The 13312-nt window shown below is 72.6% G+C and carries 14 protein-coding genes; 5 read left to right on the forward strand and 9 right to left on the reverse strand.

The annotated features are described in order from the left end of the window. Positions 1-49 precede the first annotated feature (49 nt). Positions 50-1489 carry a hypothetical protein gene (locus tag DMB38_RS19735; RefSeq protein WP_125936285.1) on the reverse strand — a complete coding sequence of 480 codons (1440 nt, stop codon included), beginning with the start codon at positions 1487-1489 and terminating at the stop codon, positions 50-52. 124 nt (positions 1490-1613) lie between these two features. On the opposite strand from DMB38_RS19735, the gene DMB38_RS19740 reads away from it, so the two are divergent. Further along, complete coding sequence (locus DMB38_RS19740; protein ID WP_125936286.1) at positions 1614-2522, forward strand: LysR substrate-binding domain-containing protein; 909 nt, start codon at positions 1614-1616, stop codon at positions 2520-2522. A gap of 173 nt (positions 2523-2695) precedes the next feature. Here the strand turns inward: DMB38_RS19740 and DMB38_RS19745 are convergent, their stop codons facing one another. The 3 genes from DMB38_RS19745 to DMB38_RS19755 all read right to left on the reverse strand — a co-directional run bounded on the left by DMB38_RS19745 (position 2696) and on the right by DMB38_RS19755 (position 4764). Further along, on the reverse strand, positions 2696-3028 hold the full coding sequence (locus DMB38_RS19745) for a hypothetical protein (RefSeq protein ID WP_125936287.1): 333 nt from the start codon (positions 3026-3028) through the stop codon (positions 2696-2698). A 169-nt stretch (positions 3029-3197) separates the two neighbouring features. Beyond that, positions 3198-4124: an NADP-dependent oxidoreductase gene (locus DMB38_RS19750; RefSeq protein ID WP_125936288.1), complete on the reverse strand. Its 927-nt coding sequence runs from the start codon at positions 4122-4124 to the stop codon at positions 3198-3200. Positions 4125-4314: 190 nt separating this feature from the next. Continuing rightward, positions 4315-4764: a helix-turn-helix domain-containing protein gene (locus tag DMB38_RS19755; protein WP_125936289.1), complete on the reverse strand. Its 450-nt coding sequence runs from the start codon at positions 4762-4764 to the stop codon at positions 4315-4317. Between the two features lie 89 nt (positions 4765-4853). On the opposite strand from DMB38_RS19755, the gene DMB38_RS19760 reads away from it, so the two are divergent. From DMB38_RS19760 to DMB38_RS19775, 4 genes are all read left to right on the forward strand, one after another. Continuing rightward, positions 4854-5297, forward strand: coding sequence for a VOC family protein (locus tag DMB38_RS19760; protein ID WP_125936290.1), 444 nt, complete (start codon positions 4854-4856; stop codon positions 5295-5297). 9 nt (positions 5298-5306) lie between these two features. Next, entirely contained in the window at positions 5307-5645 is a 339-nt protein-coding gene (locus tag DMB38_RS19765) for a hypothetical protein (protein WP_125936291.1), read from the forward strand. Positions 5646-5737: 92 nt separating this feature from the next. After that, positions 5738-6208: an NUDIX domain-containing protein gene (locus DMB38_RS19770; protein WP_125936292.1), complete on the forward strand. Its 471-nt coding sequence runs from the start codon at positions 5738-5740 to the stop codon at positions 6206-6208. Between the two features lie 107 nt (positions 6209-6315). Further along, positions 6316-6732 carry a hypothetical protein gene (locus tag DMB38_RS19775; RefSeq protein WP_125936293.1) on the forward strand — a complete coding sequence of 139 codons (417 nt, stop codon included), beginning with the start codon at positions 6316-6318 and terminating at the stop codon, positions 6730-6732. A gap of 66 nt (positions 6733-6798) precedes the next feature. Here DMB38_RS19775 and DMB38_RS19780 read toward each other — a convergent pair whose 3' ends face one another. From DMB38_RS19780 to DMB38_RS19800, 5 genes are read right to left on the reverse strand one after another with little or no spacing between them, the layout of a single operon-like run. Beyond that, positions 6799-7818 (reverse strand): hypothetical protein, encoded by a 1020-nt coding sequence (locus DMB38_RS19780; protein ID WP_240662382.1) that lies wholly within the window; start codon positions 7816-7818, stop codon positions 6799-6801. Beyond that, a complete protein-coding gene (locus DMB38_RS19785) occupies positions 7815-10316 on the reverse strand; it encodes an Hsp70 family protein (protein ID WP_125936294.1) in 2502 nt (833 codons plus the stop codon). The genes DMB38_RS19780 and DMB38_RS19785 overlap by 4 nt, the downstream gene beginning before the upstream one ends. Next, positions 10313-10951 carry a hypothetical protein gene (locus tag DMB38_RS19790; protein ID WP_125936295.1) on the reverse strand — a complete coding sequence of 213 codons (639 nt, stop codon included), beginning with the start codon at positions 10949-10951 and terminating at the stop codon, positions 10313-10315. Before DMB38_RS19790 ends, DMB38_RS19785 begins: the two co-directional genes overlap by 4 nt. A gap of 28 nt (positions 10952-10979) precedes the next feature. Then, on the reverse strand, positions 10980-12173 hold the full coding sequence (locus tag DMB38_RS19795) for a hypothetical protein (protein WP_125936296.1): 1194 nt from the start codon (positions 12171-12173) through the stop codon (positions 10980-10982). Continuing rightward, the gene (locus DMB38_RS19800) at positions 12170-13267 is read right to left on the reverse strand and encodes a serine/threonine-protein kinase (protein ID WP_164716044.1); all 1098 of its coding nucleotides are present in this window, start codon (positions 13265-13267) and stop codon (positions 12170-12172) included. The genes DMB38_RS19795 and DMB38_RS19800 overlap by 4 nt, the downstream gene beginning before the upstream one ends. Positions 13268-13312 lie beyond the last annotated feature (45 nt).

The following is a 13312-nucleotide window of genomic DNA, read 5'->3' on the forward strand; positions in this document are numbered from 1 at the left end:
GGCGGGCCCGCGCGGCAATGGTGTCGACGGCGCTGCGACCGGCCGTGCCTTATGCGCGGGAGCCCGGGGCGGGCCCCACGTAGCGCAGGATCCACATGCCCTGGTTCTTGTCGGTGATGTAGATGAAGCCGCGGCGGTCCACGACGACGTCTTCGGTCTGCAGGACGGGGAGTGCCTCCGCGGGTTCGCCCTTTCTGGGTGCGGGCAGGGTGCCGTAGCGCTTGCGCGGTTCGGGAGGGATGAAGTAGCCGGTCTCGCGGGGCGAGCGGGTGTGGGTCACGTCGTACACGCGCAGGCCGGCGTTGAAGTGGGCGAGGTAGAAGAGCCCGTTGAACTGCTGGACGTCCCCGCTGTAGAGGTGGTGGTTCATGTTGTGCGGGCCGCACCACCCGCCGCGGGTGTGGAAGTCGTCGTAAGGCGCGTCCTCGGGCGGGACCGGCTCGGGGAGCAGTGAGAGCAGGACCGGGGCGGTGGGGTCGGAGATGTCGATGACGGAGGCGTGGTGGGCCGGGCCCGTGCCGTAGGAGATGTCCTCGGAGTTGGCGAAGGCGATGCCCTTGTCCGGGATCGGCAGCACGCCGTGCACGCCGAACTGTGCGTGGAACGGAGGGCTGAACGGCAAGTGGCCGATCTGCCGCGGACGTGAGACGTCGGAGATGTCGAGGACGATCAGGCCGGCGGAGCCGTAGGGCAGATAGACGAGGGATCCGACCGGATAGGGCGGCCCGTGGAGGTGGACGTGCGCGCCGTTGCCGCAGCAGAAGCCGTGGTGGTGGGGGCCGCCGTCGTCGTCCTGCTGCGGTGTCGCGCCGCCGTTCTCCTGTCCGGGGACCCACCACCGTCCTGCGATGGTGGGCCGTTCGCGGTCGGAGATGTCGAGGATGACGTAGATGTTGCCGGTGAATCCGGGCATGGCCGCCGACAGGTGCGCGTAGCGGCCGCCCGCGTACAGATTGCGGTGGGTCCCGGTGCCGTTCGATGTCCACTGGGCCAGGCGCCGGGGGCGGACGGGGTCGGAGATGTCCCAGAGGAGGATCCCCTCGTGGAAGGGCTGGGTGGGGTCGTAGTACGGGGGGAGTTCCGGCGCCTTTTCCATTGCGGTGATCATGGTGTCGCCATGCAGGGTGACCTGGTTGGCGACGGTGTTGCCGGGGTGGCCGGGGGCGGGAAGCCAGTCGAGCACGCGGGCCCGGGCGGGGTCGGTGACGTCCACGACGCTCCAGCCGGGGTGCCAGAAGTGGCCCGTGTACAGGTACCAGCGGCCGTTCTTCTCCTTGACCGACATCTTGAAGCCGGGCCGCTCCTCGAGGTCGCAGTAGCCGACGACTTCGACGTTACGGGCGTACGCTCCGCGCGGCGGGCGCACCGTGGCGTCACCGGGCTCCCCCGTCCCGGCGCGGGCTGCGCCGCCGAGCCCGGGGGCGGCGGCGCTCATGCCTGCGGCCCCGGCGAGGGCGGTGGAGGCACGCAGCGCCTGCCTCCTGGACATGCTGAATCGACTGGACAAGGCGGGGTCTCCCTCGGTCACGGATCACTGCCGCTCAGCCTTGGCGACGCCGGGACCCGGCGTCCAATACTTGTTTCCGCGATATCTCATAGGGATCGGAGATAAGGTGCCCGACCTGCGGCGCATGGAGTATTTCGTGGCGGTCGCCGAAGAATTGAGCTTTACCGGGGCCGCACGTCGGCTGCATATGTCGCAGCCGCCGTTGAGCATGCAGATCCAGCAGCTCGAACGGGAGATCGGTGTGCCGCTGCTGGACCGCTCCCGGCGCAGGGTCGCACTCACGGCGGCGGGCGAGGTGTTCCTGGAGGAGGCGCGTGCCACGCTGCGTCAGGTGGCGCGGGCGGCGGAGCTGGCGCGCGACGCGGCGCGCGGCGAGGCGGGGCGGCTCGACGTCGGTGTCGTCGACGCGGCCCTCTACAGCCTGGTGCCGCCGATCGTGCGCCGGTTCACCGAGCTGTACCCGCGCGTGGAGCTCTCCGTGAGCGCCCGGCGCATGGACGAGCAGATCGAGCTGGTCTCCGCGGGCGGGCTGGACGTGGGCTTCGTGCATCCGCCGGTCGCGCACGCCGAGTTGGCCGTGGAGGCGGCGTACACCGAGCCGTGCGTGCTCGTCGCGCCCGAGGACCATCCGCTGGCGGGATCCGGCCCGGTGCCGCTGGCCGAGATCGTCGCGTACCCGCTGATCGGTCCGCCGCGGAGCGTCAACCCGTCAGCGCATGACAGCGTGTTCGCCTACTGCCACGAACGCGGCCTGTACCCCGAGATCGTCCGCGAGGCGTCGCCGAAGCAGGCCATCGTCGCGCTGGTCGCGGCGGGGCTGGGCGTCTCCCTCTTGCCGGCGGCGCTGATGAACCACCCCCATCCGGGAGTCGTCTACCGCCCCGTCGACGACGACGGCTTCGGCATCACCACCTCCCTGCTCTGGCGCCGCGACGACGCGCGTCCGGCGACCCTGGCGTTCCTGGAGGTGGCCCGCGAACTCCGCACATCCGTAGCCGATTCCGCCCCGTCCTGACCGGGCCCGGAGACCCCCGGGCAGAGGACGCCGTTCCCGAAGGAGCGCTCGGCGGTCGCCGCCTCCGCGCCGCCGCTCTCTGGCCCGCGTTGTTCCGGCGCAGGGTCTTCAAGGACGGCGACCTGGGGCCGGGCCCGTGATCAGGGCCGTTGCTCCGGCCGTGAGACAGATTCTCAGCCGGGGACGGGCGGGCATTCGATGACCTCGATCGAGTTCCCGGCGACCAGACCGATGTGGGGGTGGTCGCTGAAGAGCGCGGCCGCGGCCTCGTGCGACGTGGCCTCCACGATGGCGTATCCGGTCTTCGAGTCGGTGAAGTCCTCGACGCCCTTCGCCGTCACCATCTTCTTGCGAAACAGCGGGGCGCCGGGATCGACGAGCCTGTGCTCGTTCTTCTGCGCCCACGCCGCCCAGGCGTTCATGAACTCGGTTTGCTGCTCTTCGGTGAACTCGGCCTTGTCAGCCTCGTCGGCCGCGCCGTTCAGAATCGCGAGATACTTCCCCATGTCCCGGAGCGTAGTCGGCGAACCCTCCGCTGAGCGGGCCCCGCATCTACCATGCCGAGCACGGTGAGCCGAAGTCGCGGCCGTCACGCACGGGGACACCCGGCGGCACGTTCCCGAGCTCGTGGTGCGCCCGGACTGCCGGCAAGAATTCCCTTGCCCAGGCGGTCGGTCAGGGCACCAGCACGATCTTGCCGAGGGTGTGGCGGCGCTCGAGTTCCCGGTAGGCGTCGCGGACCTGCTCCAGGGGGTAGGTGCGGGCGACGGGGACCTCAAGATCGCCGTCGGCGATCCCGGCGGCCAGCTCCGCCAGCACGTCCGCGCTGGCACCCTGGGCGTTGCCGTCGGTCCTGGTGCCGTAGCGCTGGGCATCGGCGTGGTTGATGAGGGTGTTCACCCGGTCGGGCCGGATGCCCAGGTCCTCGACGGCCATCCGGACGTAGTCGGCGCCGAAGGTGTCGATGAACGCGTTCGGGCCGCCGTCTCCCGCGGCCCCGCGGACGCGGTCGGCGACGCCCTCGCCGTACGCGACCGGGGTGATGCCGTGCGCGGCGAGCCAGTCGGAGTGGTCCGGGCCGGCCAGGCCGATCACGGTGGCACCGGCGTTGCGGGCCAGTTGCGAGGCGAGCGTGCCGACGCCGCCGGCCGCACCGGCGATCACGACGGTGTCGCCCGGTCCGGCGCCCACCGCCCGCACCGCGGCGTAGGCGGTGGTGCCGACGACGGGCAGGGCGCCGGCGGCCTCCCACGGAACGCCCGGAGGCCGCGGCGTGACGTTGGCGGCCGGCACCGCGACGTACTCGGCGTGACTGGCGCGGCGGTCGGTGAACCCGATCACCTCGTCTCCGACGGCGACGTTCTGGACCTGCTCACCGAGTTCCTCGACGACTCCGGCGAGGTCACTGCCCTGACCGGAGGGGAACGTCGCCGGCCACATCGCGTCGAACAAGCCCTCCCGGATCGCGCTCTCCCCCGGGTTGATGCCGGCGGCCCGTACCCGGACCAGCACCTCGTCCGGCCCGGGGACCGGGCGTTCGACATCCACGACCCGGAGGACGTCCACGTCGCCGTAGCCATCGAACCTCACCGCGCGGGGCATGCCGGTCTCCCTCGGTCTCCGACGGTCGTCGTGCGCACAGAGGGCGCATGCAGCCATTGTGGGGCCGACGCCTGCACTCGCACCACCCGGCGGTGACCGCCCGGCTGTACGTTCATCCGATCAGCCGAGTGCGTGAACGGGATCCGATCGCGGCTCGCGCCCTGCGAGGCGGTGTCACGGCCTTGGGCCATCAGGCCGAACCCGGGCCCGGGAGGAGGTCGACGTCGCCGGCGTGCATCGGCTCGCCGCACCGGCTGCAGCGCGGGTCGACGTGACCGATCTGCCCGCAGGCATGGTGGCGGTAGAGGACGGGGGGCCCGGCCTCGCCGGCGAGCCAGCGGTCGCCCCACCGTGCCATCACCATGAGCATCTCGACGAGGTCGGCGCCCTTGTCGGTGAGGTGGTACTCGTAGCGGGGGCGGGCGTCGTAGGGCAGCCGTTCGAGCACGCCTTGGCCGACCAGGTGGTTGAGCCGTTCGGTGAGTACCTTGCGGGAGATCCCGAGGTCGGCCTGGATGTGGTCGAAGCGGTGCACCCCGGCCCACACGTCGCGCAGGATCAGCGGCGACCAGGGCTCGCCGATCACGTCCAAGGTGCGCGCGATGGAACACGCCATCTCCCCGAACCGCGTTCGCTGCATGGCGGCAATCTATCAAGCGGGGTTCCCTTACGGAACCCAGGGTGCTACCTTCCTCGGCGTCTCTTGAAGAAACCTCGAAAGGGGGCCCGGTGACATTCATCAGGCGGTTCGACCACGTCGGCATCACCGTCGCCGATCTCGACGCGGTGACGGCGTTCTTCGTCGGCCTCGGTCTGGAGGCCGATCGGAAGATGGCCGTCGAAGGCGAGTTCCTGGACACGGTGATCGGCATGACCGGCGCCCGCACCGAGATCGTCATGCTGCGACCGCCCGGCGGAGGTACGACGCTGGAGCTGTCGAGCTTCACCCGGCCGGACCACCTCCCGGGTTCGCCTGCCGCACCGGCCAACGAGTTGGGCCTGCGCAACGTCGCCTTCGAGGTGCACGATCTCCAAGCCGCCGTCGACCATGCCGCGGCCGGCGGCTACGGCCTGGTGGGAGGCATCGGCGCATACGAGGGCGAATGGCGGATGGCCTACGTCCGCGGGCCCGAAGGAATCATCGTCTCGCTGGCCGAGCGCATCGGGAAGTAGGGAGATCTCATGAGCACGACCGTGACTGACGAACAGATCCGGGATCTGGCCGCGACCGCGAAGCCCTACAGCGTGGCGCTCCTTCACTGGGGGCCGGAGCGGACCATGGAGGGCGCGGATGCGATCGAACTCGAACACCAGCGACGCATGGTGTCGCTGCGCGCCGAGGGTGTGATCGCGGTCCTCTGCCCGGTTGCCTCCGACACCGTGGCCGGTGTCGCGATCATGACCGTGCCGGCCGGGAAAGCCGCGGAGATCATGGCAGGAGACCCCTGCGTACGAGCCGGGATGATGCGCTGCGAGGTCCACCCGTGCCATGGCTTCCCCGGAGACGCCCTCCCCGCATGAACGACCCGGCCGGGGCGATTCCGCACCTGCCCGATCCCGACGTACGCTCTCGCCGCAGCCCCCGATGCGCCGCCCCCGCGCATCATCTCCCCATGACCCGTACCGAGTACTACGACGATCCCGCCGCCCCCGAGCCCAACAGCCTCGTCGCCGCCGCCTCCGCCGTGGTGACCGACGACGCCGGCCGCATCCTGCTCCAGCGCCGCCGTGACAACGGCCTGTGGGCGCTGCCCGGCGGCGGGATGGACCTGGGCGATTCGCTGCCCGGGTGCGCGGTGCGGGAGGTGAAGGAGGAGACGGGGCTCGACGTCGAGGTGACGGGGCTCGTCGGCACGTACACCGACCCGCGGCACATCGTCGCGTACAGCGACGGGGAGGTGCGGCGGCAGTTCAACGTCTGCTTCACGGCCCGCGTCGTCGGCGGGACACTGGCCATCTCGGAGGAGTCGACGGAGCTGCGGTTCGTGGACCCCGGCGAGTTGGACGCATTGCCGATGCACCACACCCAGCGACTCCGGCTGCGCCATTTCCTGGACCACCGGTCCACGCCCTACCTGGGCTAGGCCGTTTCGTTCGGAGCATCGCACCCTCGGCATGCGAGCGCACCTATCGAGTGCGGTGCCTCCGAGGGCCCCGGTAGCCTGGCGTCGCTGATGTGGGGGGGCTGATCGTGGAGAACATCCTGTCCGTGGCCATCGGGGCCGCTATCGGCCTCATAGGGGTGCTGTTCGGTTCGTGGTTCACCGCTCGCCGGCAGGACCGCATGTGGCTGCGCGAACAGAAGCTCAAGGCCGGGATCGGCTTCAACACGGCCGTGGTTCAGCTCCTGGACTACCTGAAGGATTCACGGCTGAGTGACGACGGTCCCGGAGCCAACGAATTGGCGAACCGGATGCAGGAAGCACGCTCAGCTCTCTACCTGCTCTGCGCCAGCGACACCGTCGATCTCGCCGATGCTCTCGCGCGTCGGGTGTGGCGCACCCGGCCCACCGAGGGCAGGGAAGACCGCCGGGCCGAGTTCCGGGAGACGCTGGACCTCCTGCGTCGCTTCACCCGCCGGCTCCGGCAGGAGATCGCCGGCACGTAGTCCTCGTCGGGTCACCAGCGAGGTGGAACTTTGTGGTCGTCCCGCCGCGGGAATCGAGTTCAGGGCCTACTTCGGGGTGATCACCACCGTGACCGTGCGGTTCCTGGCGTCCTCGGTGTACGGGGCGTCTCGCTGGTCCGCGCTCGATGTCGTGAACGCCGTCAGGGGTTCGCCGCTTGCCGCGCTCAGTTCGCGGGCCGCGATCAGGGCGCGCCACAGTGCCAGCACCGAGCCGCCGCTGCGGGGGGCGCCGGGGACCGTCGCGGCGTGGCCGCGGATGGCGATGCGGGCGTCGAGCCGGGTCAGGCGCTCGCCCAGGGTCGCGAGACGGGCGGCGCCTTCCGGGGTCAGTTCCGCGCCTTCGGAGAAGACGCCCTCCGCGAAGGCCACCTCCACCGAGCCGCCCCGTACCCGCGGGCGGATACCGGGGGAGCGGAGCGTTGCCGCCAGGGCCCCGGCCGCTTCCTCCCGGCGGGTCTCCTCGCCCGTGCGGTCCGCCTCCCGCGCCGCCTCCAGTTCGTTCCGTACGCGCTCCTCGATCTGCTGCTCCGTCGCCGCCGCCCGCTCCGTACCGCCCGGGCGTCCCGGCTCCTCGTCCCCCGTCAGCGCCACCGCACCCGTCGCCACCGCCGCCAGCGCGCAGACCGCCGCGACCACCGCCGTGCGGGTGCGGTGGCGGGCCAGGGAGGCCCGGGGGCCGTCGGCGGTGAGGCGGGTGATGCGGGTGAGGCCGGCCCGGGCGGCGGGGTCGGCGGGGTCGTGGGTCTGGAGGCGGCGCCAGTAGGTGGCGGCGGCGTCCAGTTCGCCGCGCTGGGCGTGGACGCGGGCGAACAGGTCCAGGACCTCCGGGCGTTCGCCCACCGTACGGGCGTCCCTGGCCTCCGCCGCACGCAGGAGGCGCAGCGCCTCGTCCAGGTCGCCCGCCCGCACCGCCGTACGGACCCGTGCCACCAGCAGGGCCGCCCGCAGCGTGCTCGACGCCGGGGGTGATGTTCCGGTCACCGGTGCGGGGCCGCCGCCCGCGGACGTATCGCCAGGCCGCGTACCGCCCTCGTCCGCCGTCGTCGTGCTCGTGTCCGTGCTCACCTGACCCCGCCCTCCTTCCTCCCCAGCTCGTTCCCCGCCGCCTCCGGCGGCAGCAGCCGCCGCAGCCGCTGGTTCACCGCCGCGATCGCCCCCCGGTCGCCCACCGCCATCGCCCTCCTGCCGTCGCGGATCGCCGCGTCCGCCTGGTGGCTCGGGTGCATCGAGTCGCGCATCTCCACCAGCGCGTTGAACACCACGAAGTCCCACTCGTCCGTCCGCCGCAGCAGCTCCACCTGGAACTCCTCCGCCCGCTTCACCAGCTTCCGCAGCTCCGCCGGCGTCGCGTCCCCGCCCGGTGCGCTCGCGCGCCCGCGCAGGTTCTCCAGCTCCCTGCGGTCGGCCGGGGTCCCGCCGACCTGCGTGATGATGTCCTCGCACGCGCCGAGCACGTCCCACAGCCGGCGTTCGAGGCCGGGGATCTCGATGGCCTCCTCGATGTCGTCGAGTTCGGCCTCCAGATCGCGCATCCGGCGGTCGCTCGTCACCGCCGCGCCCGTGTCCACGTCCGCGGCCTCGACCTCCCTGCCGAGCTGCGTGAGCGGGCGGTGCTCCTCCAGCTTCCGCAGCCGGGCCCCGGCCTGCTCCGCGTGCTCGGACGCGGCGTCGTCCTTCAGGCCGCGCAGCCGCTGCTCCAGGTCCCGTAGCCGGCGGGCCAGCTCGTGCTGTTCCGGCGCGCGGAGTTCGGTGCGGTTGATGGTCGCCTCGAACTGCTGCTGGACCAGCGGGATATGGGCGGTGACCAGGGCCTCCCTGCTGCTCGCCTCGATCTCGAACGTCACCTCGACCTCGCTCTCCGCCGGCAGGTCGATCCGGACGTCCCGCGGCCGGATCTCCAACTGCCCCACCCGCGTGTTGCGTTCGGCGCGCGCCCGTTCGCCCTCCAGGAGCGGGATACGGATCACCGCGTCCGGCTCCGAGCGGTGCAGCGGGATCGTGGTGCGGTAGATCTTCGTCACCATGGCGGGCAGCGTCGTGCCCTTGCGGAGCAGCGGGTCGAACGAGCCGTCGGCCCGGCCGATGCCGAGGGTGCCCGTCAGCACCGCCTCGCCGGGGACCACCTTCGCATGCGTGATCGCCAGGGTGCCGCCGGCGAGCTTCTGCCGAGTACCGGAGGCGTCGGTCAGCTCGACGGTGAAGCGGGACGTGGCGCCGGCCGTGAGCGCGACCTCGGTGTAGAAGGTGCCGTCCTGGGAGAGCGCGGTACGGGGGCCGCGGAACGGCGGCTGTCCGTCCGGGTTGGCGAGCACGACGGCGTACCGGGTGAAGTCCACCGTGCTGCCGCTGGTCACCTTCCCCGACACCGGGATGTCCGTGGTGTCGACGGTCTGCGCGGGGTAGTTCAGCTCCACCGCGAACTCGCCCGGCGCCGCCGCCCGCACCTTCCGCGGCCGCCGTACGGTACGGGCGAACGCCGCCGCGCCGCGGGCCACCACCGTCGTCGGGTCCTGGCTGTGGTCCACCTCGATGCCGAGCCCCGTGTACCGGTCGGTGAGGAGCGCCCGCAGCCCCGGGCTGAGCGTCGAGCCGCCGGCCAGGAGCAGCCGGTCGATGTGGTCGGGGCGCAGCGCGCTCTCGGCCAGCGCCTCGCGGCAGAGCTTGATCGCACGGGTGTAGAAGGGGAGCGCGAGGTCGTCGAGCGCGCCCCGGGTGAGGGTGAACTCGAAGTTCTCGGTGTCGCCGCTGCCGTCGTCCAGGTCGCAGGCGATGTCGATCTTGTCCATCCGGGAGAGCGCGATCTTCGCGTTCTCCGCCTCCGCCTTGAGCTTGGCGAAGTTGCCCAGCCAGCGGCGGTTGCTCCGGTTGAAGTCCGGCAGCCCCAGGTCGCGCCGGACGGCCGGGGCCAGCAGGTCGTCGACGACCGCCCAGTCGATGAGCTTCCCGCCGAGGTACGGGTCGCCGGCGTGCTGGATGAGCTGGAGTTCGCCGTCGCGCTTGCTCATCACGGCCGCGTCGAAGGTGCCGCCGCCGAGGTCGAAGACCATCCAGTGGGCGGAGTCCGAGGTGTCCTGCACGCCGTACGCGATGGCGGCGGCGGTCGGCTCCTGCACCAGCGGGCAGTGCTCGCTGAGCCCGGCCAGGGCGGCGGCCTCGGAGGTGGCGGTGTTCTGGTTGAGGGCGAAGGCCGCGGGCACGGTGATGACCGCGACCTCCGGCGCGTGGCCCGTCTCGGCCGCGGCGTCCTGCCGCAGCGACTTCAGCACCTCGGCGGAGAGCTCCTCGGGCGTGAGGGACAGCCCCGCGCGCTCGAACCGGCGCGCCGCCCCCGCCACCCCCATCTCCAGCTTGAACTCGGAGTGGGCGTTGGCCGGGTCGGACTCCGTACGCTCCTTGGCCCGCCGGCCCACGTGGACGATGTCCTTCTTGGGGATGTAGACGGCGGAGGGGGAGTAGTCCCACTGCTCGTTGTTCTTGACGATGCGTACGCCGCCGTCCTCCGCCACCGCGATCGCGCTGTTCGTGGTGCCGAGGTCGATGCCGTAGTCGATGGTCTCGCTCACTGCGGGGTCTCCTTGGTCGTCTCGTCACCGGGGTCCTGCGGGGGCCTGCCGACGATGACCTGGCCCATCTGGATGCGCCGGCCGCGGAAGTAGACGGACGGCCGTACGGTCTCCAGCACGACCTCGCGGGTCAGCTCCGGGTCCTCCTGGAAGACCAGCGCCTCCAGGGAGAGACCGGTGTCGAAGGGCTCGCCGTCGTGCTCCTGGATCTCCAGCCCGTCCTCGGCGAGCGCCTGGCGGCTGGCGCGGACCTGGAGCCTGACCTGCCGCAGGTCGGCGGGGGAGAGCTTGCCGGCGTCCTGGTCGAGCTTGCGGAGCGCGCGCCAGATGCCGGTGGCCGCGCCGACCAGGGCGCCCGCACCGGCCCCTGCGCCGGCGGCTGCCGGGCCCGCGGCGCCGGCCGCACCGGTCCCCGCCGCGTCCGTCCCGGCGGCCGTGTCCGTCCCGGCGTCCGCGGACGACGCCGCAGCCGCCAGCGCCTCCGCCGCCTCCACCTCCGCCAGCACCTCCGCGACCCACGCCGTCTGCGCCGGGTCGAGCTGCGGCGGCGGAACGCGGAACTCGGGCGGCTGGCGCCACTGTCCGAGCGCGGCGCCGAGGCGCCCCCTCGCCCGGTGGCGGGCGTGCTGTGTCATCGGAGCCCTTCCTTCGGTGCGTACGGGTTCATGAGGCGAACATCCCGGCGAGCACGAAGCCGCCGACGATGATGCCGACCGCCCAGGGGGCTCCCGCGGTGATCCCTCCGACGATTCCGCCGATGATCGCCAGCAGCAGGACGACGCACCCCGCGCACTCGCTCGGCTTCAGCTGCTGGGCGGCCCCCGCGCCCGCGCGGCCCTGCCGTACGGCCGCCAGGTTCTGGTCGATCTGCGCCTGGTCGCGCCGCGGGGCGATCCGGCTCGCGTGCTCCATGACCTCGATCAGCTCGCTCCGGAACGGCTTCTGCAGGCCCGCCTCGCAGACGCCGAGCGCGACGTTGTTCAGCGCCACGGTGACCGTGTGCGCCATCTCCTCGGACCGCGACTGCGAGACGAACCCCTTCAGCGACTCGAACTCCGTGTACGCGGGCAGCACCCGCTGCTCCAGGGCCGCGAGCGCGTCCGCGTGCTCACCCGCCTGGTGCCGCTCGCCCGCGGTCTGCAGCGCGTCCTTGAGCCGGTCGACCGACTGCTCGACGGTGTTCTCGAAGACGTCCGGGAGCGGCGTCGCGAAGACCGGGTGCGCCGACCAGCCGGCGCTCACCTTCGCCAGCCGGGGCCGCGCGGACCGGTCGTCGGCGAGTTCGCCGAACGGGGAGAGCAGCAGCCCGGGGACGCCGGCCAGGAAGTCGTCGGGGGAGTAGCCGTCGAGCCGCGGGTCGGCCAGGGCCGTGATGCGGTGGGCGACGTGGCCGCGCAGGTCGGGGTTGTCCAGCACCGACGCCCAGGCAGTCGCGGCGGCGGTCCAGAGCCCGTCGGGCCCGTCGCCCCCCGGGCCGGTGCCGGCGGTCTCCGCCTCGATCGCCCGGCTGTGGAGGCGTACGGCCTCGTCGTGCTGCCGGTGCGTCGAGGGGGCGCAGCCGCAGCCGAGGTCGGCGTCCCGCCAGAACCACAGCAGCTCGTCCACGAGCCGGCGCCGCGGGTCCTGGAACTCCTCGAAGGCGTGCCGGACCTCCTCCCTGCGGTACCCGCCCGGCGCGGGCGCGGCGGCGTCTCCCGCCCAGGTCTCCTCGACCGCGAGCCGGGCGTCCAGCCGCTGTCTGTGCCGCCGTACCGCGGGACCCTGGGCGGCCACGGGCAGTCCGGTGACCGCGAAGATGTTCCTGCGGTACAGCCGCAGGCCCGCCAGGTCCGCGAAGCGGGCCGGGGACTCCTTCACTGAACGACTCCTCTACGCCAGGTCGTGAGCCGGGTCAGATGCCGCTCCCGCAGGCGGGGCCGGCGGCTGAGGGCGGCTTCGAGTTGGTCGGCCGCATCCGCCAGGCGGCCGGGGACGCGGGAGAGCGCGATCGCGGCGCGGACGGGATCGTCCGCGGGCGGGGCCGCCGCGGGCGCCGTCGCGGGCGGCTGCTCCGCGGGCGGCGCCGGGTGCCCCGGGAGTACGGCGCGTTCCGCCACCTCGCGCATCGCCGGCCGCTCCGCCGGGTCGACCCGCAGCATCTCCGCCACCAGCCACTCCAGCGCGGCGTCCACGTCGTCGTTGAAGTCGCCCGGCGGCCGCAGCGGCTGCTCGAACCGCGCCGGCGAGAACCTCCGCGCCGGGTCGTCCGCGTCGTACGGGAAGCGGTTCGTGAGCAGGTAGTAGACGATCGTGCCCAGCGCCCACACGTCCCCGGCGGCCGAGTAGCCGCGCCCGCGGATGAGGACTTCGGGCGGCATGTACGCGACCGTGCCCTGCGCGCTCGCCGCCCGCGTGACCGGGTCGGTCTCCCGCGCCAGCCCGAAGTCGCCCACCTTCACCCGCAGTCCGGACTCGTCGTACGCGACGAGGACGTTGGCCAGCGACAGGTCCCGGTGCACGACCGGCTGCCGCCGCCCGTGGGCGACCGACAGGCCGTCGGCCACCTGCCGCAGCACGGCGCCGACCTGGGGGACGGGGATGAAGCCGCCGTGGCTGCGGACCAGTTGGTGCAGGCTGCCCCCGGCGGCGTACTCCATGGTGAAGTAGCCGCGCACGCCGTCCGCCGTGTCCACGGTGCCGGCGTCGAACACCCGGATGATGTTCGGGTGGCCGAGGGTGGAGAGGATGCGCGCCTCGTCGAGCCTGCTGACGTGGGAGTCCGGGGAGGCGCCGTGCTTGAAGAGCTTGAGCGCCTGCCGGCCGAGCACGTGGTGGCGTACGCGGTACACCTCGGCGAACGCGCCTTCGCCCAGCCTGCGGTCCACCACCAGCCCGTCGTGGACCCGCTGCCCGGGGGTGAGCAGGGGGCCGCGCGCGCCGGTCGCGCCGCCCGTCGTCCGGTATGCCGCCATCGGCACGCTTCCCCCTCTCCCCCTGCCCCTCTGCGCTCGCGGAGC

Origin of the sequence: Streptomyces sp. WAC 06738 (assembly GCF_003945505.1) — a bacterium.
In the GTDB taxonomy this organism is placed as follows: domain Bacteria; phylum Actinomycetota; class Actinomycetes; order Streptomycetales; family Streptomycetaceae; genus Streptomyces.